Below are 20,098 nucleotides of genomic sequence, written 5' to 3' on the forward strand. Positions count from 1 at the left end.
CTTATCCCAATCCTCTAATTCTTTTGGGTCCATAGATCCATAAGATTGTCTCAATAACGATAGCAATAACCGTAATAATCGCTATCAATATCCATAATGACCATGTTATATCTATTTGTTTACTAAATCCATCTGAGGCAGTCACAACAAAAACACCAAATAAAGCTATCAAACCGAAGTGTGGAATCATGCTACCAAGAATTGATCCAATGCCACCCTTTTTTATCGCCAAATCAGGTGTATCGTAAATCATCTTTGGCAGTAATAAATTCATCAATAATGCAAAACCATTTGACAGGATAACAATACTAACAACCGTAGCTAATCCTATCAAAAACATGGAAAGATTAAATTCAAAACGAAGGGCACATAAAATCAGGAAAATCAATGGTCCAATGCCGGTCATTAAAATGCCAACGCTGTGTTTTACCAGTAAGAACTTCTTTTCCGATACCGGTAAAGAACGAATAATCCAGAAACGTGTTCCCTCCACATTGATGCAAGCAGAACAATAAGCCGGCAGACTAGTAAATACTGTCACAAAATAAATGGCATAAGGAAGTACTTCTTTTCCTTCCTTTGAAACCAATTGGATTAAATAGCTTGGTGCCTTGAAATAAACATAAAGACCACCAAAGATAGCTATTGCCGGCAAAAGAAATACATTTAACGCAGCAACGAAGTTTGTAATTAAGATTTTAAATTCACGCTTCATCAAAACAGTGAAAACACTACCACCCTTAGCTTTGGTAAGCTTAAAGTTTTTCACATGATAGGTCATTGCTGAACGATGGTGAATACCATCAAATAGCTTTAAATAAAGAATGGTTATAATACCAATGGAAATCACGGCAGAAATGAATAAATAAAGCAAATACTTTGGTTCTTCAAGATAAGAACCAAAAGAAAACCATTTCGCCGGAGCTAAATACCAACTATTAGAATTTTCTTGACCAAATGTTTGAGCGGCTTTAGCGGTTGCCGGACCGCCTCCACTTGTCATGTATCCATTTGTAAAGCTATATACGAGCCAGAAGAGTATTAACGCAAGATTTAAAAGATTCTTTAATAAGTTTTCATACCTTGTTCCAGCGGTAATCCAGCGAAAAAACAAAGCATTTAAAACACCGATAGATACCGGAATAGCCGGTAACAGTAACATTCCAATAAAGTAATAAAGGCTAAAGACAAGTGTTGGTGAAGAATTGATAGCATAAATACAATAAATAGGAATTAATAACAACAATGCGAATGCCCATTGATTCAACATGGCCGCCAAGAACTTCGATAAAGAAATCCACTTCTTTTCCACCGGCAAACTAGCCAACATATCATAATCCTTAAATTCAAAGAATGTTGATTGTGCTATCGATGATGTTGAAATAAAAGACATAAAAATAACAATTGTAGCAACCACAAAAAATAAAATCGGATAGGTAGATGCGGACGCATTTTTAAAGAACATTGCCGCATAAAAGGAGACAATCGCTAAAGCAATTACACTCGCTCCTATGGTTTTTAATAATTGTGAACGAATAGTCTTTGCATTTCCTTGTAACCAATAATTCAACATTTGAACCTTCATCAATTTAAAGAATTTACTCATGAGCATGCTCCAAAGATAAGAATAAATCTTCTAAAGATTCACCCGATTCCAATAATTCCTTCGTTGTTCCCATCTTAACAATTTGACCACCTGATAAGATAGCAATATCATCACACAGGTTTTGAACTGTCTCTAAAACATGAGAGGAGAAGAAAATAGAAGAACCCTTAGCAGTTAATTCTTTCATCTTATTTTTAAGAATAAAGGTAGCTTTTGGATCCAAACCAACGAACGGCTCATCAAGCACTAATAACTTAGGTTCACGCATAAAAGCAGAAATAATAGCGACTTTTTGTTTCATACCATGGGATAAAGATTTAATTTTATCCCCTAAGACATCCGCAATTTCCAATTCCTTCGCTAAAGTTTCAATTCTTTGTAAACGAAGAGATGGTTCTAAGCCAACCATATCCCCAATAAAATTGAGATATTGATAAGCGGATAGATTATCATATAAATCCGGATTATCTGGCAAGAAAGCCGTTCTTTGTTTAACTTCGAGTGGATATTTTTGAATATCCAAACCATCAATTTCAATCAAACCGGACTGGTACTTTAAAATACCAACCACCGAACGAATGGTCGTACTTTTACCGGATCCATTGTGACCAATGAAACCAAAAATATGCCCATCTTCTACCTCAAGTGAAATACCATGAAGAACTTCTTTGTTACCATAGCTCTTATGTAGATTTGTGATTTTTAGCATGAGTTTAAACCCTCCCTAACTATACAGTACCCATTTAATCATATTTTTTTCAAAATGACAAAATGCAGTAAAAAAGAAGTGAAACCAAGAGCTCACTTCTTAAAGAATTATTGCACCGCTTGAATTTGTTCTAAAATAGCTTCTTTGATAGCCCGATTTACTTCCAAGGCTTTTTGACGAGAATCTTGTTTTGTGTAGAAGTAGAACTTAATCTTAGGTTCTGTTCCACTTGGACGAATTGCAAACCAAGAATCATTCTTCAAATAGAATCGCAACATATTTTGAGCAGGAATATCTTCATAACCATCTATGTAATCAATCACCTTTTCCACATCAAAACCAGCCACTTGTTTTGGTTGATTGCTACGAATCCAAACCATCATTCTTTGAATTCTTTCCGCCCCTGCTTTTCCGTCTAGGATAATATTTGGTTCATCTTCAGCATAAAAGCCATAAGTTTCATAAAGACCTTGTAACACATCCCAAAGTGTTTTCCCTTGTTTGCGATAATAAGCCGCCGCCTCCGCAACTAACATACCAGCCGAAATTCCATCTTTATCACGAATTTGTTCACTAGCAGCATAACCAACTGATTCTTCATAACCAAATAAATATGTATAACCATGTTCATGCAGGTAAGGCACCTTACCGGAAATATTCTTAAATCCGGTTAAAGTTTCAAACATTTCCACCCCATAGGCCTTCGCCATTTCCGTTGACATGGTCGAAGTAACAATAGATTTTACCATTGCTCCTTTTTCCGGAAGTGTACCAGCGTCCTTATGTCCTTCTAAAATATAGTTAACCAAAATGTAGCCTGTTTGATTACCATTTAAAGGCACATAGTTTCCTTCACTATCACGAATTTCAATCGCAAAACGATCACCATCCGGATCCGTCGCCATCAATAATTCCGCATTCATAGTACGACCTAAGTCTTCCGCCATCTTAAAGGCGGCCGGTGCTTCTGGGTTTGGATAACCCACGGTTGTAAAATCAGGATCAGGATCTTTTTGTTCAGGAACAATTGCCCAATTTGTAAAACCACGATCTTTCATCATCGTTTGGAAAGGAATAGAACCTGCCCCGTTTAATGGTGTGTAAACTAAAGGAATTGATAAATCCAAATCATCTCCTTTATGAATAGCTAAGGATTCCACCAAATCCAAATAATCACGATCAATCTTCTTATCTAAGATTGTAATAAGTCCTTCTTGTACTGATTTTTCAAAATCATAAACTGGAATATCTTTAAAAATATCTACCGCCTGAATCTTTGCTAGCATACCATCCGCTACTGTTGAAGAAACTTGACAACCATCCGTCCAATACGCTTTATAACCATTGTATTCTTTTGGATTATGAGAAGCAGTGATGTTAATACCGGCAACACAACCCAAATGACGAACCGAATAAGCTAATTGCGGTGTTGGTCTTAAATCATCAAAAACGTAGGCTTTAATACCATTAGCCGCCAAAATAGCAGCGGTTAATTTTGAGAATTCATCACTCTTATGGCGAGGATCATGAGCAATGACGACCCCCTTGTCCTTTTGGTCCGGGGCAACTTCAAGGATGTATTGAGCAATTCCCTGTGTTGCTTTCGCTACCATAAAGTGATTCATTCGATTGGTTCCAGCCCCTAGTTTACCTCTAAGACCAGCTGTTCCAAAGCTAAGTTCTTGATAGAAACGTTCCTCAATTTCAGCATCATTTCCCTTAATAGACATTAAATCTCCATAAAGTTCATCACTTTCGGAAACATTTTCTAACCATAGCTGGTATCTTTCTTGCGCATTCATTTAAAAAACCTCCATAATTTTTTTACTACTTCTATTATACAAAAATTTCACTAAGAAATTCTATAAATCAATCCAAAAAGTACTTCCTTCTCCTATTTTAGAAATAACACCATAACGTAGCTTTAATAAATCCAAATTTTGTTTCGCAATCGATAATCCAATTCCTGACCCATACGCAGAACGACGGTGCTCTTGTTTAATCTTGTAATAACGATCAAAGATATTTTTTAAATCCTTTTCTTCAATTCCAATTCCACTATCACGAACTTGTAAACGATAGCCCCGGTCTTTTTCGATTAGCTCCAAATAAATTGCATCACCACTTTCAGTATAATGAAAAGCATTGGATAAGAAATTCTGTATCACTTGTATTAAAAGCTTGTAATCTGTTTCATATTCATAGTGTTCTAACAAAGAGGTTTCAAAACGGCGATTCTCTTTTTTAGCATAAACTTCGTATTGATGCACCAAGGGTTTTAATTCTTGAATTAAATCACGCTTTTCCGCTTGCACTAAAACTTGTTGATCGTTTAAGCGGGATAAATCCAGTAAGTCATTCACAAATAAATTCAAATGATTGGCTTCGTCAATAATAATTTGAAGATTTTCAGCGGTTTTTTCTGTGGGGATATCCTGCATCAATTCTCCATAGCCCGAAATCATCGTCAAAGGCGTCTTTAAATCATGAGAAACATTCGCCAATAAATCTCTCTTAGCCCGATCCGCTTTTTGAATATCCAAAGCCGCTTGACTGAGTGTTTGATTTAATTCTTGTACCTCTCGATAATTTGGTTTTACTTTTTCACTAGGATAAACACCTTTGCCTAATTCTTTCGCCGCTTGGTTCATTTCAATCAATGGCTTCGCCACTCTTTGTCGAATTAAAATAGTAATGGCTAAAATCATTAAGAATAAGAAAAAGCCAATAATCCAAATTTGTGTAATTAAAGTTTGCCTTGTTGCTGAAATTGGTGTGATAACATCATAAACCATTGCCATGACAACATCCTTTCCATCTACTAAGACGCGAACGTCAATTACCCCTTGGAATGTTTGTGAAGAACCACTGATTTGAAAAAGGTGATGGTACGCATAATGACCATGATTCAATAAAGCATTCTTTTGTAAAGCCATGGTTTCCGAATTGCTCAAATCAGATAATAAACAAGCCTTTGAACCATACATTTGATCACTAGTTGCACTAACGACACGAATACAAGTTCCTCCTTGTTTACCTAGGTCTTGAATGGTCTTCTCTAAATTTCCTGATAAATAAGCATTCGCTACCATTTTTGATTGATTAGCCAATAAATTTAAGCGATAGCCTTCATACATCGGTTTTAATAAGATAAATTGAAATAATACCAAAATCAATAATAAAGAGCCAATAAAGAACAACATAATTTTAAGAATTAAAGCATTTAAACTATTATTCTTCTTCATCATAGCGGTAACCAACACCACGAATTGTCACAATGTGTTTTGCAAAACCATTTAGATTTTTTCGTAGTAATTTCATATGCGTGTCTAAAGTACGATCATCACCAAAAAAATCTATACCCCAAACTTGGCGTAACAATTGTTCACGATTTAAAGCAATGCCTTTATTTTTGATTAAATACACCAATAAATCATATTCTTTAGGAGACAAAGAAAGAATTTGATTGTTTAAAAGCACTTTATGGGCTTGATAGTCAATTTTTAAACCATCGTTTTCATAACTATCCAATTGCTTTCCATATACCCTTTGTAAAATAGCCTTCATTCTTAGTAATAAAATCCTAGGACTAAATGGTTTTTCAACATAATCATCTACCCCTAATTCAAAACCACGGACTTTATCGTATTCTTGTCCTAAAGCCGTTAGTAAAATAACCGGTAAGTTTGGTTGGATAGCTTTCATTTGTTCCAAGGCTGAAAAACCATCCAATTCCGGCATCATCACATCCATTACCACTAAATCGATAGAATGATTTTTTAATTGATCCAAAGCCTCTAAGCCATTGCTGGCCAAAACAGTTAAATAACCCTCATGCTTGGAATAGGTATCAATTAGAAAACGAATCTTTTCTTCATCATCCACAATTAAAATCGTTGCCATGTTTTTATTCCTTTCCTATTCTTCATCTTAAAGCTTACCATTATTTCAAGTATATTAAAAAGAAAGCCTTAAAAACTTTCTATAAAATCTAATAATGGCGATAATTCTTCAATCTCTAAATCTTCCACTTTCCCTTGATCACAAGCTTCTGGTATAGAAGCATACATTGGAATTTGTGCTAAAAGTGGTAAGTGATACTTCATTGATGTTTCTTTTACATGGGATTTTCCAAAGATATAGATTTTTTCATTGCAGTTCGGACATGGTACATAGGACATATTTTCAACAATACCTAGTACTTTCACATTCATCATGCGAGCCATATTGATGGCTTTTTCAACCACCATAGACACCAAATCTTGCGGGCTGGAAATGATAATAATGCCATCCAAATGAACCGATTGAAACAAGGTTAAAGGAACATCGGATGTTCCTGGAGGCATATCCACAAACATATAGTCCACATCCTCCCAAAGTACTTCTGAATAAAATTGTTTTAAAACATTAGCCACCACCGGTCCACGCCAAATGACCGGTTGCACATCCATATCCAGTAACATATTCGTGCTCATCACCTGAACACCTGTTTTCGTTACCGCCGGAAACATCATGCCCTTTTGACCTTGAGCTTTACTAGTGATACCAAAGGTTCTACCTTGGCTAGGTCCTGTAATATCACCATCTAAAACAGCACAACGATGCCCTCTTTTCTGCATACCGGAAGCAATCATTGCTGTTACGAATGATTTACCAACACCACCTTTTCCACTGAAAATACCAATGACTTTTTTAACCTTAGCTTGTTCATGAAGATGGATACTAAAATCCTCTTTCGCATGCTTACGAAATCCATAATCCTCCGGTGTTTTCCCTTTATTATTTACTTCACTCATTTTTTCTCCTTACGTAACTGACTTAAATAACCATTCACTTTTTGACTGGCGAGTTCAATGTTATCATGAATGACTAAGACCACGTATTCATCTGCTTCTGATAATACCGCATTACTCACTTTAAAGACTTCATTGGGGTATTGGTTCACCATTTTTCGCTTTAATTCCACCAAATAGTCTTTTAAATTAACTTTGACTTTATCCTTTTTTTTCGTACGAATAACGGCAATCATTTCCGCTGTACCTTCTTTACGAGAACGATAAATCACTGCTTCTTCATAAGGCTGTTCATTTTGAAAGAATAAACCTTTCACGACGCGATCTTTCACTCTTTCTAACTGATCTTTTTGATCAAGATCTTTTAATAAATGGCTTGCCAGTTGTTCACAAGAGGAAATTGAAGCTCCATTTTTTATGGAACAAGCAGCCAAAGACAACATTAAAAGAAGGCATAAAAAGAATTTAGATTTCATGGCTTTCTCCAAAGAGTTCATCCTCCTCTTTTGTTTGATAGTCTGGTAAATCCGGCAATTCTTGTAAGCTTTCTAATTGAAAAGCATCTAAAAAAGCCTCACTAACACCATAGAGAATTGGTCTGCCTGCCGCTTGTGAGCGACCAACTTCTTCAATTAAACCACGAGTCTGTAGCTTTCTTAACATCACATCCGCACCAACCCCACGAATTTCTTCAATTTCCACCCGTGTAATAGGTTGTTTATAGGCAATGATAGCCAAGGTTTCCATAGCTGCTACAGATAGTTTTGAACCGGCTTCTTCTTGAAATAATGTCTTTAAATAAGGTTCAATCGTCCCCTTTGACAACAAACGATAGCGACCACCATAATGGCTTAATTCAATGCCTGAAGACTCTTGTTCATATCTTTGATTTAGTTCCTCAATGCAAGTATGAAGCTGTTCCTCATTTAAAGATAAAATATCTTTTAATTGTTCATCACGAATTCCCTCTTCACCAACCGCGAAAAGAAGTCCTTCGACTAAACTTAATAAGCGAGCTTGATTTTCCATTTTAATGATTTCCCTTCTGTACCCAGATGGTATCTTTTTCATCGATTTGAATAAAACACTTTTGTTGGCGAGCTAAATCTAAGATAGCTAAAAAAGTAACGATCAATTCTTGCTTGGTTTCACAATCTTCTAATAAGCAATCAAAACCGAAGGTATCTGGTAATTCTAAAAACCGAGCTCTTAATTCCAACACCCGATCTTCCATCGATATTTCTTTAACGGTATAACGAACCGGGCTTATTCTTTCCAATTGTTTCCGTCTCCATAAACGTGACATGGCTTTTAATAAATCATAGGGATTACCTTGAAATCCCTCGCATGTATCCACTTCATTTAGTGGGTAATCCATCATTGGACGAGCGTATTTTAGTTGTCTTTGTTCGTAATATATTTCTAATTCTTCTCGTATTTCTTTGAATTGTTGGTACTCTAATAAACGTTTTACCAAAGTCTCTCTAGTGTCTTGTTCATAATTATCTTCTAATTCATCCTTTGGATTTGGTAGCAATTGCTTTGATTTATATTCAATCAGAGAAGCCAATTGAGCCAAGTATTCACCGGCAATTTCAAGATGAAATCGTTGCATGGAGTGGATATAAGCCATATACTGACTCGCCAATTCATTTAAATCTAAGTTCATTAAATCCAATTGTTTTTCATGGATTAAATGCAACATCAAATCCAATGGTCCATCAAATTGATCAATTGTGACTGAAAATTCTTCCATGTGCTTATTCTACCAAAAAAAAAGACAGTTTTCACTGTCTTAAAATTACTTCACCACAATATTCACTAATTTATTAGGAACGACAATTACTTTCACAATTTGTTTACCGGTGGTGTAATTTGGTACTAATTCAATTGCTTTATCTTGAAGTACTTGTATGTCTGAATCTTTTTCAGTTTCAAACTTAGCTCTTAGTTTACCATTAACTTGAACCACAACAGTAACTGTATTTTGAACCAACTTTGTTTCATCATAACTTGGCCATTTTTCAAAGCTGATACCTTTCTTGGAAGTAAGAATTGTCCAAAGTTCTTCACCCAAATGAGGCGCAAAACAAGAAAACATCTTGATGAAATTTTCTATATAAGGTTGATAAACTTTATCCACCTTGTAACACTCATTGATGAAAATCATCATTTGTGAGATAGCCGTATTGAAGCACAAGTTTTCCACATCTTCGGATACTTTTTTAACCGTTGCATGATAAATCATATCCAAAGAACCATCGTTTTCTTTTGTTAGTTTATTGCTTTCAACCACCAAACGATACACACGATTTAACCACTTAAATGAGCCTTCCACCCCTTGTTCACTCCATGGTTTTGAAGCTTCCAATGGTCCCATAAACATTTCATAAACACGAACAGTATCCGCACCATATTCTTCAATCAAGATATTCGGATCCACAATGAACTTTGGATAACGTTTCCCCATTTTAATGCCATTGGTACCTAAAATCATGCCTTGATGGACTAGCTTTTGGAATGGTTCTTTGCTTGGAACAATGCCTTTATCGTATAAGAAACGATTCCACATACGAGCATAAAGAAGATGACCCACCGCATGCTCCGGTCCACCTACATATAAATCCACAGGCATCCAATGTTTCAATAGTTCAGGGGCACCTAAACAACTATCGTTATTCGGATCAATGTAACGAAGATAATACCAACTACTTCCAGCTGAGCCCGGCATTGTAGAGGTCTCTCGTTGCCCTTTTATTCCATCCATTTCAACATTCACCCAATCCTTCGCTTTCGCAAGTGGAGCTAAGCCATCCTTTCCTGCTTTGTAGTCATTTAGGACTGGTAATAATAGTGGTAATTGCTGATCACTTAATGACACAAAACGATCATCTTCTAAATGAACGATTGGAATGGGTTCTCCCCAATACCGTTGGCGAGCAAAAATCCATTCTCGAATACGATAATTAACTTTCTTAGACCCAATCCCTTTTTCTTCTAGCCAAGCTAGCATTTTTTTAATTGCATCTTCTTTATTTAAGCCATTAAGCCAATCAGAATTGATGTGTAAACCGTCTTCTTCCCAAGCCTCTTCGCTAATATTTCCGCCTTCTAATACGGGTAAAATTTCTAAGCCAAACTTCTTCGCAAACGCATAATCTCTTGCATCATGAGCAGGAACTGCCATAATGGCACCAGTTCCATAACTTGTTAGAACATAGTCGGAAATCCAAATAGGAATGGCTTTCTGATTGACCGGATTAATTGCATAAGCCCCTGTAAATACACCGGTCTTTTCTTTGTTTAATTCGCTTCTTTCTAAATCCGATTTTAAAGAAGCTGCTTTTCGGTAGGCTTCCACAAGCTCTTTTTGTTCGGGAGTTGTAATTTGATGGACCAATTCATGCTCTGGCGATAACACACAATAACTAGCCCCAAATAAAGTATCACAACGAGTTGTAAAGACAACGAAATGATGATGACTACCTTGCACTTGGAACTCTACTTGAACACCAACGGATTTACCAATCCAATTTCGTTGCATTTCTTTGGTCGATTCCGGCCAGTCCAAATCATTCAAGCCTGCCAATAGTTTTTCCGCATAAGCCGGTATATCAATAATCCATTGTTTCATATTCTTACGAACCACTGGATAACCGCCACGCTCACTCTTACCATCAATGATTTCATCGTTGGATAAAACAGTTCCTAATTCTTCACACCAATTGACTGGCATATCCACACATTTAGCTAAGCCTTCTTCAAAAAGTTGTTTAAAAATCCATTGTGTCCAATGATAGAACTTTGGATCAGCCGTGCTAATTTCACGATTCCAATCATAAGAGAAGCCAAAGGCTTTTAATTGTTTCCGAAAAGTTTCGATATTTTTTTCCGTGAAGGTAGCGGGATTATTTCCTGTTTGAATAGCGTATTGTTCAGCCGGTAAACCAAAAGCATCATAGCCCATTGGATGCAATACATTATAGCCTTGCATACGACGCTTACGACAAAGAATATCGGTTGCCGTATATCCTTCTGGATGACCGGCGTGTAGACCCTGCCCGCTTGGGTAGGGGAACATATCTAACGCATAGTATTTTGGTTTAGAAAAATCATAAGCATCGGTTTTAAAAGTTTCATTTTCTGCCCAATAAGTTTGCCATTTGGCTTCTATTTCTTTGTGATTGTATGGCATGTTTTCCTCCTTAATAAATAAAAAAGCCCTTATCTCTAAGGACGTATTTCACGCGTTACCACCTTAGTTCATAGATTGCTCTATGCCCTTATTTCTCTTTTAGCGCAAGAGTTACGGTTCGCTCCAAAGTAAGTTCAATGATTTTGAAACACTAAGTTCCACCAACCCTTAGTTCTCTAGGCTTCCGTCCTCATTTACTACTCTTCTTCAACACGATAGATGTCTGTATTATACACTTTATTTAAAGATTCCATCAAGGGTATCAATTAGATAATCCGGACAATTTCCATCATTATGCGTTAAATCAATTTCTTGTCCTTCACTGACTAAAATACTAGTGATATCCATCTGCGAACAAACGGGAACCTCTTCTTTCATCGACCGACACAGACGGAGCACGTCTTCGTGAGACTTTTTTAAAAAAGATAAAGCACACCTTTGGAAAGCTTTGGAATGCAAACCAAAGGCATATAGCTTCTGATTACAAGCATAGGCAATCATCCATGCTAAACTACTCGCCCCAAAGCTCACTTGTCCATCGACACTTTGTGTTTTACGAGAATCCAAACAAATCAACTTTGCGCCAAATTCCACTTGTGAAATAACCATGGCAATTTCTTGCTCATCAATGACAGACTTTCGACCAATTAAAACATAGTCCGGTCTTGAAAAATCAAGCTCAACACCATAATTGACAATTTCTTGTTTAATTCGATTAGAACCTAGATAAGCTACTTTCGGATTTTTCTTCTTTGTGCAGATATATTGCAAAGCTGCCCGGCTTGTGGAATAGAATTGCTTTTCCTTTAAAAAAACTAATTTTTTTTGCCAATCTGAATAGGATTTTTGTTGACTAAGAAGGAGAAAATCAATCTTTTCTTTGTACAACTTTTCTAAAAAATGACGATCTTTCTCAGAATGAATTAAGTTATCTGGTATCAGTAATGTTTTCCTTTGTATGTTCATAGTTTAAGTGTAGCACTACTACAGGTTTTATCACAATTGTGTTAGTATGAACACATGAATAAATATCGTAAATGGCTTTTCAGTATTTTGGGAGTTTTGTTCGTTATTTTACTTACGGTGGTTCATTCTTTCTGGATTAGTCCAAATCGTTTTAAGATACGAAAAGAAATTTTATCTTCCAAACAAATTCCTAAATCCTTACATAATCTTCGTATTTTGTACTTTAGTGATCTTCAATATGGTGAATTTATGAACCAAAAACGTCTACACTCTTTGGTCAAACAAATCAATTCTTTACAAGCGGATGTTGTTTTATTTGGTGGTGATGTGTATAGTACAATTGCGAAAATTGATATTGAGTCAAATAAACAAATTCAAAGCGAACTTTCTTCTATTCAAGCGAAATATGGTAAGTTTGCAGTCTTAGGTGATCAAGATGAGATGGATAAACAGCACTTACAAGCGGTTCAAAGTGTTTTAACTCAAAGTAATTTTGAAATTCTTAAAAATCAATCCGTTTTATTGCATAAGGGTGAAATGGATAGCATTGTGTTAGTTGGCTTAGCGAATGGTATCACTAGTTCTATCGACGCCAAGAAAGCGTATGAGAATTTAATGCCGACGCATTATGTCTTAGCCTTCTCTCACACCCCGGATTCTGCGAAACAAGTTCCCCCTGATTTGACGGATTATTATTTAGCCGGACATAGTTTAGGTGGACAGATTTATTATTTATTTGGCTCATTAAGCAGACCAATAATGGCGAAAGAAATCTTCCGTGGTAAGTCTTCTATCAAAGGTAAGTTTGATGTCGATGTGACCAATGGAGTTGGTACCATCAAAAAAGATATTCGCTTTCTAAGTCCGGCTGAAATGGTCTTATATACCTTGAAAAAGGATTAACGCATGGTTAATCCTTTTAAAATACCTCATCTAACTGTTTCCGTAGAAACAAGGACGCATTTTTACAAATCTCTTGCCAATTATCTTGACCGGTGTACCAAAACTCAGCTGTGAAAAGATGCACACCCAATTCTTTTAATACCTGCAAATCCTTTACGTATTCTGTATGACCTGTTCCAAAAGGAACTTCGCGATAGTGACCGGGTAGGGTTTCCTTTAAATGAGCGGCGATAAGATGACCTATCCCTTTTTTTAAATCATCCCCAACCTCGTGTCCATAGATTTTCGCTGCATTGGTTAAATTACCAATATCAGGAAATACTTGTAAGTAAGGGCTATTTATTCTGTTCACATATTCCATCGCTTTTTCCACCGTATCCATAAATGGTGTTTCCATGGTTTCAAATCCCATGAGAATCCCTTCTTTTGCGGCCATATCACAAGCTAGGCTTAAATTCTTAACGAATTGATTTCTAGTGTGTTCATTACCTTGTTCATAATAGACATCATAACCGGCTAGTTGAATCATGCGAATGCCTACTTTAGTAGCAAAAGAAATAGCTTTTTGCATAATATCAATACTTCTTTGCCTCGTTTCTTCATTTAAAGAGCCCAAAGGGTATTTCCGATGTCCGCTTAAACACATCGTTCTTATAGGAATATTTGTCTCAAGGATAGCTTGGTTTATCTCATGAATTTTCTCATCACTAAAATCCAATCTAGCTAATTTTTCATCACTTTCATCCATACTAATTTCCAAATGATCAAAACCCGCTTCTTTAACAAACAAAAGCTTTTCCTTGATGGACAAACGATTAGGCATGGATTTTTCATACATCCCTAATAGATACTTTTTATTTTTGCCCATAATAAGCTCCCGGTCCATGTTTTCTTAAGAAATGTTTATCCAATAATTCCTGTTGCATCATACCAACATGAGGGTTAATTATAAGTGTTTTTATTGCCATGGTACAAAGTTCCTCTAAGACAACCGCATTATGCACAGCCTCTTTCGCATCTTTACCCCAGATAAACGGTCCATGACTATTCACCAAAACGGCAGGCATTTGAATAGGATTAAGCTTTCTTTCGTTAAAGGTTTCCACAATGACTTTCCCCGTATTAAGTTCATAGTCTTTTTTAATCTCATCCACATACATCTTTCTTGTACAAGGAATATTGCCATAAAAATAATCTCCATGGGTTGTTCCTAAAGCTATCACATCCTTACCTGCTTGAGCAAAGGAAGCCGCATTTCGAGAATGCGTATGAACGACACCGCCAATCTCTTTAAAATGACGATAGATTTCTAAGTGGGTTGCTAAATCACTAGATGGTTTTAAAATACCCTCGACAATCTTACCATTCATATCCACAACCACCATATCATCGGCTTTCATATTTTCATATTCAACCCCACTTGGTTTAATCACAATCAATCCTTTTTTACGATCTATTTCTGAAACATTGCCCCAAGTAAACGTCACTAAATCATATTTAGGCAAATCAAGATTGGCACGAAGTACTTTTTTCTTCAATTCTTCTAACATAATTAATCACTCACCTTATAAATAGCCGCCTCATTGGCTGTATGATTGGCAGAAATAATCAAATCATAGTCTTGGAAATTCACCACATCAATATTGGCTGGACCTTTTCCTTTATCCACATAAGTAAGCACATATTCCCCATTCATGTATTGCAAAATGAATAACTCTGCATCCACCCTTCGAACACCGGCGATAAAACTATTCACACCGCGGATTGATTTACCAACCAATGTGTGAGCAAAATCAATAGTATTTGGATACACATAATCTTCCACATACTTACCATTCACTAATTTATAGACTTTAATACAATTGCCATGGAATGGTTCAATGGTCATCAATTCTTCCACACCATCATGATTGATATCGGATAAAGCCACCTCACCAATTTGACCGTCTAGTATCTTTTCAATATTCCATTTTCCCACTTCATTTGAAGATGGAGATACACGGATTAAGCCTTGATCACTACCAAAATAACCGCATGGTAATCCTTCATAAGTTCCCCGACAATAACCATGGTTTCTAAATAAGCCATCCACTAATAATTCCAAGTGAATTTCATCTTCAAGATTTTCAGGTAATTGGGTAACATAAATTTGACCTGGTAAACTCCAGTCTTCTTTGTTTTGTTTATTTTTAGCAATGGTCGCTAGGATTAAATAATCCATTCCGTGCACATGATAAATATCAAAACGATGCACATAAGGTAATGCGAATAAATCTCTAATTGCCCAACCATCTTCTAGCTTTTTACCCCAAACAATCTTCGCTTTGGAAGGAGTAACTTTCAAATAAAATTCATTGACAGCCAAAAATTCCCCTTTTCTTGTTGGAAAAGGAATAATGGACATACAACCACCTCGATCATCCCAAACTGTTTCCCGAACTTCAAAGTTATCTCCTGTATAGGAATAACAAGGACTTTCTGGATTTTCACTTCCCAAAAAGGCATAGAACTTGTCATCAATTTTCATATGACTAGCGCAATAACATCTTGTGATATCATCTAAATGTATTTTTTCAATTTTCATAAATGTCTCCTTCTAAAAAGGCTACATAAAAGTAGCCTTATACCAATCCCGTTTCTTTTAATAATGCTTGCGCCTCTTTATCAGAAAGAACATTCTTCATTCCACATATCTTGACACCTTTTTTCTTAGCATCCGCAAACATATCCACAAATGTTAAGGGACAGAAAACGACATCGTACTGACTAGCGGCACTTTTTCCTTCCGAAAGAGAACAATGATGAATGTTGGAAATTTCAACACCCAAATCCTTACAAGCTTTTTCAACACGCATCTTCATCATCAATGAAGTTCCAGCACCATTCGCACACGCTACTAAAATTCTTAACATAACTTACTCCTTACTCTTTTTCATTTTTATTTTTTCTTTATAAGCATCATAATCTTCCACACATAAGAAATAAGTGTCTGGATGATGACGATATTGTAATTGTGGAATAGCGATTAAAACGATTAGAATTACAGCAATTCCAATAAAACCTGCAAACTTCATCACTGTTGTAAACATAGGCCATACAACCGCCCAGTCCCACATACCAAGGTAACCCCCATGAGCCGCCAAACCAACCCAACTAGCGATAAAGGCACTGCCAAACACTTGACATAAACCAGAAATAAATGGGAACAACATAGCCGCTTTCACACCACCTTTATTATTGGCATACACAGCAATCGTCGCATTATCAAAGAATACCGGTACGAATCCTGCAATCACAATGGTTGGTGACTTCAATAAAATCAATACAATAATGGCTAGGAATTGTCCTAAAGCCCCAAATAAGAAACCAATCGTAACCGCATTGGCACTACCAAATCCATAAGTTGCTGCACAATCAATGCCCGGCACAGCCCCTGGCAAGAATGTGTTGGAGATACCTTGGAAAGAATTTGTCAGTTCAGTAACGAAAGTACGAACACCCAGTTGTAAAATCGCAAGATAAACCGCAAATTTCAAGGAAGTATCCACTATGTACATGAAGAAATCTTTGCTGGCGGTAATAACCTTTGCGTCCACAAAATATTGTTTACCTAAAATGGCCATAATAGTTCCAAAGAAAATCATCATTAAAATGGATGTTGAAACCATATTTTCATTAAAGATGGACATAAATCCCGGTAAACGAATATCTTCAATACGCTTGGAGTTTTCTTTCTTGCCAAAGAACTTGGCAGATAAATAAGAGAAGAAGGCAATTCCAAACATTTGTTGGTGAGCCACACAGAAGCCACCTCCCTCAGTTAAGTCCTGCGAAATTTCAACCGTTAAATTAGAACCAACCGCCCAATACAAACCAAGGATTAATGACATCACTATTAACATTGGTGTATCACCCAGACTTGGGAAGCAGAATAGAATTAACCAGAAAGCCGTCGCTGCTTGTTGCATTTGCACATGACCCGTCGTAAAAACCGCACGAAGCTTGGTAAAGCGATTAAACTTAACAAGAATGAGGTTAAAAATAAACGCTATCAACAATAAGAACATAACTTGTGAAAAGCTCTTACCCGCTTGTTTCATCGCTGACTGAACCGCATTTTGACCAAAATAGGGATCAATAACCATCGCATGAAGATTAAAACGATCCTTTAAACCAACTAGAATTGGTCTAAAATTACTAACCAATCCCCCTGAACCAACACTTAGGATTAAGAAACCAACCGTTGCTTTAATAAATCCCGCAAACGATTCATACAATGGCTTTTTCAACAAAACATAACCAATAAATACCATGAGACCTATGAAGTAGGCAGGCTGGGTTAGGATATTGGTTGCAAACCAAACCCAAATATTATACAGAAAATTCATCTTCGTCCTCTTTCAATTATTTATATTTTTCTATTATTTTTAATAAATCACAGTCATCATTAACTGTTAATAAATCAGCTACTAACTGTTCATTTTGAAGCAATTCTGATAACTGCATCATATTATTTAAATGTTCCTCATTATTCGTTGCCGCCAAAGTGAAAAATAGTCTTGCTTGTTTTTCATCATCATTTTCATCAAACACAACGGGTTCATGAACTTTCATAAATCCAATTGCTGTTTTATAAACTCCTTCGGCTTGCACAGTTGAATGAGGCATAGCCACATCTTTTATCAAAACAATATAAGGGCCAAATTCTTCTACGCACTTAATAATGGCTTCTACATAACGATGATCGATATAGCCCTGTTCAATTAATGTTTTTCCACAAGCATCTAACGCCTCTTTCCAGTCATCAAATTTTTCATGATAAGAGGTTAAATGATTGTTATAAATTTGTTCTAGTAACATAAGCTTTACAGTATACTCTTGAATGGCACATTTCTCTTCTTCGAGAAACAGTCTTCAAAGCCACGACGATAATGGTATTTCAATAAGTCCTTATCTTGCGGCCAAATATACTTTCCTCCCACATCCCAAATAAATGGATGAAATTTGTATTTAAGCATATCTTTCTTAAAATTATAAACCAACATAATTTCTTCCGGATCAGCTTTCATATTGGTCCATACATCATGATGAAGTGGAATAACGACCTTAGCATTCGTTGCCTCTGCCATGCGACACATATCGACTGAAGTCATCTTATCTTGACAACCAACTGGATTTTCACCATAAGCTCCAAAGGCTATATCAATATCGTATTTTTTACCAATTTCCGCATAACAAATACTGTAATGCGAATCACCGGTATGATAAACATTGCCTGCCGGCATTTCAAATAGATAATTCACAGCTTTTTCATCCATATTTGTTGGACAAATTCCCTCAATATCCTCACCTACCTCCGTTGTCACAAGGCAAGTTCTGTCATAGGAATCTAAAACATGAATGGTCGTATCTTTGATTTTGATAACATCACCAGGTTTTACCACTTGGCATCGTTCTTCCGGAACACCCCAGCCAATCCACTTTTTAACGCATTCCTTTGGACCGATGAATGGAACATCCTCTTTACAGTTTTTTAAGACCGCTGCCGCAAAGAATGGATCAATGTGGTCATTATGATAGTGCGTAGCTAACACCGCATCACATTTCGTTACTGCAAATGGATCATAAACAATCGGTGCCGCTCTTAAATTAGGTTGTAATTTTTCAACTCCCATCATATTTCTCATTTGGTGATAAGGTGCCATAGAAGCAACCTTTTGGGTTCGTTTTCCATTGCCGAACCAAAGGTCAACGGCAATGTTTGTGTCGTTTTCTGTTTTAAACCACACGCCCACACATCCTAGCCACCACATCGCAAAGGTTCCCGGTTGAACTACTTCATTATCAATTTCTTCATTCAACCAAGTCCCCCATTCTGGAAATGCGCCCAGAATCCAAGATTCTCTTGTAATGTCTTTGACGTTCGTCATAGTACTCATACCTCCTACCTAAATGATAATCAATAGCCATTACAACAACAATCGTATTATATGTTCATTTAACCAATTATATGAATGTTTATCATATAATGCCATTTTTTAAAGAGATATTGCGATGAGTTTGTTGACACTAACTTATTTTCGTTCATATAATAAACATAAAGAGAGGATTTTCTAATGAAAGTTAATTATTCTATTGTCCAAGAAAGACGAAATCATATCATGGCGCTCATTCAAAAATTAGGTGAAATTAGTGTATCAACCTTAGCGAAAGAATTTAGTGTTTCCGAACTAACCATTCGTAGAGACTTGCAGTATTGGGAAGATAAAGGAGCGGTTTTGCGCCATCATGGTGGCGTCAAGTTTGTACAAACCATGGTAAATCTAAATACTGAATATCTAACCAACGATAAATATAAACACGCTATTGCTAAATACGCCGCTCAATACGTTAATGATGGAGATACCATTTTTATTAACACCAGTTCAACCGCTCTTTTAACCATTCAATACATCATTAACAAACGTGTTATTGTCATCACCAATAATGCCAAAGCCGTACAATTAAAGCATGATCCCCTGCTTTCCATTGTCTTAACCGGTGGCGAACTTCGTTTTCCAAAAGAATCCATGGTCGGTGATTTTGCAATGAACAATCTAAAACGAGTAAGGGCGAACAAATGTTTTCTAGGATGCAGTGGTATCAGTCACAAAGATGGAATCACAACCGCTATTATGGCAGAAGCTAGTATCAATGAAACCATGATTGAAAGAACAACTGGTGAGCGATTTATCCTATGTGATTATACAAAGGTAGGCAATAAACATTCCTTTCTATCCGGGAATATCAGTGATATCAATTATTTGATAAGCGATATTAATGCCGATGATGAAGAAATCGAAAAAATCAAAGAGGCAAATGTTGAAGTCATTAAGTTAACACCACTATTAAAATATTAAAAAGAATTAAGAAGATTATTTTCTTCT

The 20,098-nt window shown here is 36.3% G+C and carries 20 protein-coding genes and 1 other annotated feature; of the genes, 2 read left to right on the forward strand and 18 right to left on the reverse strand.

What is annotated here, in order from left to right:
• Window position 1: 1 nt before the first annotated feature.
• The 11 genes from JOS54_RS03690 to JOS54_RS03740 all read right to left on the reverse strand — a co-directional run bounded on the left by JOS54_RS03690 (window position 2) and on the right by JOS54_RS03740 (window position 12,269).
• Window positions 2-1,606 carry a hypothetical protein gene (locus JOS54_RS03690; protein ID WP_203245721.1) on the reverse strand — a complete coding sequence of 535 codons (1,605 nt, stop codon included), beginning with the start codon at window positions 1,604-1,606 and terminating at the stop codon, window positions 2-4.
• Window positions 1,599-2,315 carry an ABC transporter ATP-binding protein gene (locus JOS54_RS03695; protein WP_203245722.1) on the reverse strand — a complete coding sequence of 239 codons (717 nt, stop codon included), beginning with the start codon at window positions 2,313-2,315 and terminating at the stop codon, window positions 1,599-1,601. The genes JOS54_RS03690 and JOS54_RS03695 overlap by 8 nt, the downstream gene beginning before the upstream one ends.
• Window positions 2,316-2,422: 107 nt before the next feature.
• Window positions 2,423-4,117 carry a phospho-sugar mutase gene (locus JOS54_RS03700; protein WP_203245723.1) on the reverse strand — a complete coding sequence of 565 codons (1,695 nt, stop codon included), beginning with the start codon at window positions 4,115-4,117 and terminating at the stop codon, window positions 2,423-2,425.
• A gap of 60 nt (window positions 4,118-4,177) precedes the next feature.
• A complete protein-coding gene (locus JOS54_RS03705; protein ID WP_203245724.1) occupies window positions 4,178-5,563 on the reverse strand; it encodes a cell wall metabolism sensor histidine kinase WalK in 1,386 nt (461 codons plus the stop codon).
• Window positions 5,547-6,218, reverse strand: coding sequence for a response regulator transcription factor (locus tag JOS54_RS03710; protein WP_203245725.1), 672 nt, complete (start codon window positions 6,216-6,218; stop codon window positions 5,547-5,549). Before JOS54_RS03710 ends, JOS54_RS03705 begins: the two co-directional genes overlap by 17 nt.
• A 68-nt stretch (window positions 6,219-6,286) precedes the next feature.
• Window positions 6,287-7,111, reverse strand: coding sequence for an Mrp/NBP35 family ATP-binding protein (locus tag JOS54_RS03715; protein WP_203245726.1), 825 nt, complete (start codon window positions 7,109-7,111; stop codon window positions 6,287-6,289).
• Entirely contained in the window at window positions 7,108-7,584 is a 477-nt protein-coding gene (locus tag JOS54_RS03720) for a DUF4358 domain-containing protein (protein WP_203245727.1), read from the reverse strand. The genes JOS54_RS03715 and JOS54_RS03720 overlap by 4 nt, the downstream gene beginning before the upstream one ends.
• Window positions 7,574-8,137 (reverse strand): SMC-Scp complex subunit ScpB, encoded by a 564-nt coding sequence (gene scpB, locus JOS54_RS03725; protein WP_203245728.1) that lies wholly within the window; start codon window positions 8,135-8,137, stop codon window positions 7,574-7,576. Before scpB ends, JOS54_RS03720 begins: the two co-directional genes overlap by 11 nt.
• A gap of 1 nt (window position 8,138) precedes the next feature.
• Complete coding sequence (locus tag JOS54_RS03730) at window positions 8,139-8,864, reverse strand: ScpA family protein (RefSeq protein ID WP_203245729.1); 726 nt, start codon at window positions 8,862-8,864, stop codon at window positions 8,139-8,141.
• Between the two features lie 45 nt (window positions 8,865-8,909).
• Complete coding sequence (gene leuS, locus JOS54_RS03735) at window positions 8,910-11,303, reverse strand: leucine--tRNA ligase (protein ID WP_203245730.1); 2,394 nt, start codon at window positions 11,301-11,303, stop codon at window positions 8,910-8,912.
• 34 nt (window positions 11,304-11,337) lie between these two features.
• Window positions 11,338-11,523 (reverse strand) — a binding site (T-box leader).
• Between the two features lie 17 nt (window positions 11,524-11,540).
• A complete protein-coding gene (locus tag JOS54_RS03740; RefSeq protein WP_203245731.1) occupies window positions 11,541-12,269 on the reverse strand; it encodes a hypothetical protein in 729 nt (242 codons plus the stop codon).
• Window positions 12,270-12,323: 54 nt separating this feature from the next.
• Here JOS54_RS03740 and JOS54_RS03745 point away from each other — a divergent pair, with 54 nt between their 5' ends.
• The gene (locus JOS54_RS03745; protein WP_203245732.1) at window positions 12,324-13,172 is read left to right on the forward strand and encodes a metallophosphoesterase; all 849 of its coding nucleotides are present in this window, start codon (window positions 12,324-12,326) and stop codon (window positions 13,170-13,172) included.
• 16 nt (window positions 13,173-13,188) lie between these two features.
• Here JOS54_RS03745 and JOS54_RS03750 read toward each other — a convergent pair whose 3' ends face one another.
• Genes JOS54_RS03750 through ulaG form a run of 7 tightly spaced genes read right to left on the reverse strand, consistent with a single transcriptional unit; the run spans window position 13,189 to window position 19,102 of the window.
• On the reverse strand, window positions 13,189-14,040 hold the full coding sequence (locus JOS54_RS03750) for an L-ribulose-5-phosphate 3-epimerase (RefSeq protein WP_238928375.1): 852 nt from the start codon (window positions 14,038-14,040) through the stop codon (window positions 13,189-13,191).
• Window positions 14,027-14,722 carry an L-ribulose-5-phosphate 4-epimerase gene (gene araD, locus JOS54_RS03755; RefSeq protein ID WP_203245734.1) on the reverse strand — a complete coding sequence of 232 codons (696 nt, stop codon included), beginning with the start codon at window positions 14,720-14,722 and terminating at the stop codon, window positions 14,027-14,029. The genes JOS54_RS03750 and araD overlap by 14 nt, the downstream gene beginning before the upstream one ends.
• A gap of 2 nt (window positions 14,723-14,724) precedes the next feature.
• Window positions 14,725-15,756, reverse strand: coding sequence for a hypothetical protein (locus JOS54_RS03760; RefSeq protein WP_203245735.1), 1,032 nt, complete (start codon window positions 15,754-15,756; stop codon window positions 14,725-14,727).
• 37 nt (window positions 15,757-15,793) lie between these two features.
• Window positions 15,794-16,084 (reverse strand): PTS sugar transporter subunit IIB, encoded by a 291-nt coding sequence (locus JOS54_RS03765; RefSeq protein WP_203245736.1) that lies wholly within the window; start codon window positions 16,082-16,084, stop codon window positions 15,794-15,796.
• A 3-nt stretch (window positions 16,085-16,087) separates the two neighbouring features.
• Complete coding sequence (locus JOS54_RS03770) at window positions 16,088-17,560, reverse strand: PTS ascorbate transporter subunit IIC (protein ID WP_203245737.1); 1,473 nt, start codon at window positions 17,558-17,560, stop codon at window positions 16,088-16,090.
• Window positions 17,561-17,576: 16 nt separating this feature from the next.
• Window positions 17,577-18,032: a PTS sugar transporter subunit IIA gene (locus tag JOS54_RS03775; protein WP_203245738.1), complete on the reverse strand. Its 456-nt coding sequence runs from the start codon at window positions 18,030-18,032 to the stop codon at window positions 17,577-17,579.
• Window positions 18,033-18,037: 5 nt separating this feature from the next.
• Window positions 18,038-19,102: an L-ascorbate 6-phosphate lactonase gene (gene ulaG, locus JOS54_RS03780; RefSeq protein WP_203245739.1), complete on the reverse strand. Its 1,065-nt coding sequence runs from the start codon at window positions 19,100-19,102 to the stop codon at window positions 18,038-18,040.
• 186 nt (window positions 19,103-19,288) lie between these two features.
• Here ulaG and JOS54_RS03785 point away from each other — a divergent pair, with 186 nt between their 5' ends.
• Window positions 19,289-20,071, forward strand: coding sequence for a DeoR/GlpR family DNA-binding transcription regulator (locus JOS54_RS03785; protein WP_203245740.1), 783 nt, complete (start codon window positions 19,289-19,291; stop codon window positions 20,069-20,071).
• Window positions 20,072-20,098: the final 27 nt, after the last annotated feature.

The organism is Bulleidia sp. zg-1006, assembly GCF_016812035.1.
GTDB lineage: Bacteria > Bacillota_I > Bacilli_A > Erysipelotrichales > Erysipelotrichaceae > Bulleidia.

Coding starts and splice junctions, on each gene's coding strand:
- JOS54_RS03690 (WP_203245721.1), bottom strand. CDS start 1,606: ATGAGTAAATTCTTTAAATTGATGAAGGTTCAAATGTTGAATTATTGG.
- JOS54_RS03695 (WP_203245722.1), bottom strand. CDS start 2,315: ATGCTAAAAATCACAAATCTACATAAGAGCTATGGTAACAAAGAAGTT.
- JOS54_RS03700 (WP_203245723.1), bottom strand. CDS start 4,117: ATGAATGCGCAAGAAAGATACCAGCTATGGTTAGAAAATGTTTCCGAA.
- JOS54_RS03705 (WP_203245724.1), bottom strand. CDS start 5,563: ATGATGAAGAAGAATAATAGTTTAAATGCTTTAATTCTTAAAATTATG.
- JOS54_RS03710 (WP_203245725.1), bottom strand. CDS start 6,218: ATGGCAACGATTTTAATTGTGGATGATGAAGAAAAGATTCGTTTTCTA.
- JOS54_RS03715 (WP_203245726.1), bottom strand. CDS start 7,111: ATGAGTGAAGTAAATAATAAAGGGAAAACACCGGAGGATTATGGATTT.
- JOS54_RS03720 (WP_203245727.1), bottom strand. CDS start 7,584: ATGAAATCTAAATTCTTTTTATGCCTTCTTTTAATGTTGTCTTTGGCT.
- scpB (WP_203245728.1), bottom strand. CDS start 8,137: ATGGAAAATCAAGCTCGCTTATTAAGTTTAGTCGAAGGACTTCTTTTC.
- JOS54_RS03730 (WP_203245729.1), bottom strand. CDS start 8,864: ATGGAAGAATTTTCAGTCACAATTGATCAATTTGATGGACCATTGGAT.
- leuS (WP_203245730.1), bottom strand. CDS start 11,303: ATGCCATACAATCACAAAGAAATAGAAGCCAAATGGCAAACTTATTGG.
- JOS54_RS03740 (WP_203245731.1), bottom strand. CDS start 12,269: ATGAACATACAAAGGAAAACATTACTGATACCAGATAACTTAATTCAT.
- JOS54_RS03745 (WP_203245732.1), top strand. CDS start 12,324: ATGAATAAATATCGTAAATGGCTTTTCAGTATTTTGGGAGTTTTGTTC.
- JOS54_RS03750 (WP_238928375.1), bottom strand. CDS start 14,040: ATGGGCAAAAATAAAAAGTATCTATTAGGGATGTATGAAAAATCCATG.
- araD (WP_203245734.1), bottom strand. CDS start 14,722: ATGTTAGAAGAATTGAAGAAAAAAGTACTTCGTGCCAATCTTGATTTG.
- JOS54_RS03760 (WP_203245735.1), bottom strand. CDS start 15,756: ATGAAAATTGAAAAAATACATTTAGATGATATCACAAGATGTTATTGC.
- JOS54_RS03765 (WP_203245736.1), bottom strand. CDS start 16,084: ATGTTAAGAATTTTAGTAGCGTGTGCGAATGGTGCTGGAACTTCATTG.
- JOS54_RS03770 (WP_203245737.1), bottom strand. CDS start 17,560: ATGAATTTTCTGTATAATATTTGGGTTTGGTTTGCAACCAATATCCTA.
- JOS54_RS03775 (WP_203245738.1), bottom strand. CDS start 18,032: ATGTTACTAGAACAAATTTATAACAATCATTTAACCTCTTATCATGAA.
- ulaG (WP_203245739.1), bottom strand. CDS start 19,102: ATGACGAACGTCAAAGACATTACAAGAGAATCTTGGATTCTGGGCGCA.
- JOS54_RS03785 (WP_203245740.1), top strand. CDS start 19,289: ATGAAAGTTAATTATTCTATTGTCCAAGAAAGACGAAATCATATCATG.